This window comes from Enterobacter cloacae complex sp. IR5458 (assembly GCF_049238025.1).
Lineage (GTDB): Bacteria > Pseudomonadota > Gammaproteobacteria > Enterobacterales > Enterobacteriaceae > Enterobacter > Enterobacter kobei.
Window position 1 is genome coordinate 1 of sequence record NZ_JBMKIF010000114.1, and the last position, 1804, is coordinate 1804.

The window sequence follows — 1804 nt, forward strand, 5'->3', positions numbered from 1 at the left end:
ACCAGTGACATACGGATTAACAGTCCGCCGTTCTACCGACTGAACTACAGAGGAATCGTTGTGGAGGCTTATCTTAGCGGCGAAAAAACTTTTGTCAAACCTGATCTTAGAGAAAATCGACTGACTGCTGAATCTGTCGTCAGTTTGTTGTAAATCCACACATCTTTTTCAGGAAAATACTTTGCAGGATGAGCATTTCTCCCCCATCATTTGAAATGGAGTTTCAACTTTTCTCGCTAAGGTCCATTTTGAACGTCACTGCTCCTCTGCGCCAGGCGATCATGCGCACGCCCTGGTACGCAAAACGTAAAAGCTATCGTGTCCTCTTCTGGCGTGAAATCACCCCCCTTGCGGTGCCTATCTTTCTGGAGAATACCTGCGTACTGCTGATGGGGGTGTTGAGCACCTTCCTTGTCAGCTGGCTGGGGAAAGAGGCGATGGCGGGGGTTGGGCTGGCGGACAGCTTCAACATGGTGGTGATGTCCTTCTTCGCGGCTATCGACCTTGGGACAACCGTCGTGGTGGCCTTCAGCCTCGGCAAGCTTGACCCCAAACGGGCCCGCGAGGCGGCTCGCCAGTCGCTGATGATCATGACCATTTTTTCGATCGTTCTGGCGGCGGTGATCCACTATTTCGGTAAAGAGATTATCGACGTTGTCGCCGGGGAAGCCACGAACGAGGTGAAGGACCTGGCGCTAACCTACCTCGAAATGACCGTCATAAGCTATCCGGCCGCGGCTATCGCGCTGATTGGCAGTGGTGCGCTGCGCGGGGCAGGTAACACCAAAATCCCGCTGCTGATCAACGGCGGGATGAATATTCTGAATATCATCATCAGCAGCGTGCTGATCTACGGCGTGTTTTCATGGGATGGGTTGGGGTTCGTCGGTGCCGGTCTGGGGCTAACCATTTCTCGCTACATTGGTGCTGCGGCGATTATCGGGGTGCTGATGACGGGCATCACGCCTTCGCTGCGCCTTACGCTGAAAAGCTACTTCCGACCCTTTAACTTCGCCATTATCTGGGAAGTGATGGGGATTGGTATTCCCGCCAGTATTGAATCAGTGCTGTTTAACGGCGGTAAGCTGCTGACGCAGATGTTTGTCGCCGGTATGGGGACCGACGTTATCGCCGGTAACTTTATCGCCTTCTCCATCGCCTCGCTGATTAACCTGCCGGGTAACGCGCTGGGTTCAGCCTCGACCATCATCACGGGCAAACGGCTCGGGAAAGGGCAGATAGGCCAGGCGGAACGTCAGCTGCGCCACGTGTTCTGGCTGTCAACGATTGGCCTGACGGCGATCGCCTGGGGAACCGCCCCCTTTGCCGGGCTGATGGCCGCGTTTTATACCCATGAACAGGATGTGAAAGAGGTTGTTAAGATCCTTATCTGGCTCAATGCCGCGTTTATGCCCATCTGGGCGGCCTCATGGGTGCTACCCGCGGGTCTGAAAGGGGCGCGTGATGCTCGTTTTGCGATGTGGGTGTCGATGCTCGGCATGTGGGGGTGTCGGGTTGTGGCGGGTTATACGTTAGGTGTGGTGCTTGGCTGGGGCGTGGTGGGTGTCTGGCTGGGAATGTTCCTTGACTGGGCCGTGCGCGGGGCGCTGTTCTACTGGCGTATGGTCAGCGGGCGCTGGCTATGGAAATATCCGCGACAAAATGCCTGACAAATGCGCGAAATGGAGAATAAATCGGCAAACGATCGGAAATCTGCATTCTGCCTTTGACATCCCGGGGGAGCATCGATAATATGCGCCCCGTTCACACGATTCCTCTGTAGTTCAGTCGGTAGAACGGCGGA

At 55.3% G+C, this 1804-nt stretch carries 1 protein-coding gene; it reads left to right on the forward strand.

Annotated elements, in window-relative coordinates:
• The first annotated feature begins 215 nt into the window (after positions 1 to 215).
• The gene (gene emmdR / locus ACOTYN_RS26210) at positions 216 to 1670 is read left to right on the forward strand and encodes a multidrug efflux MATE transporter EmmdR (RefSeq protein ID WP_014884458.1); all 1455 of its coding nucleotides are present in this window, start codon (positions 216 to 218) and stop codon (positions 1668 to 1670) included.
• Positions 1671 to 1804: the final 134 nt, after the last annotated feature.

Coding starts and splice junctions, on each gene's coding strand:
- emmdR (WP_014884458.1), top strand. CDS start 216: ATGGAGTTTCAACTTTTCTCGCTAAGGTCCATTTTGAACGTCACTGCT.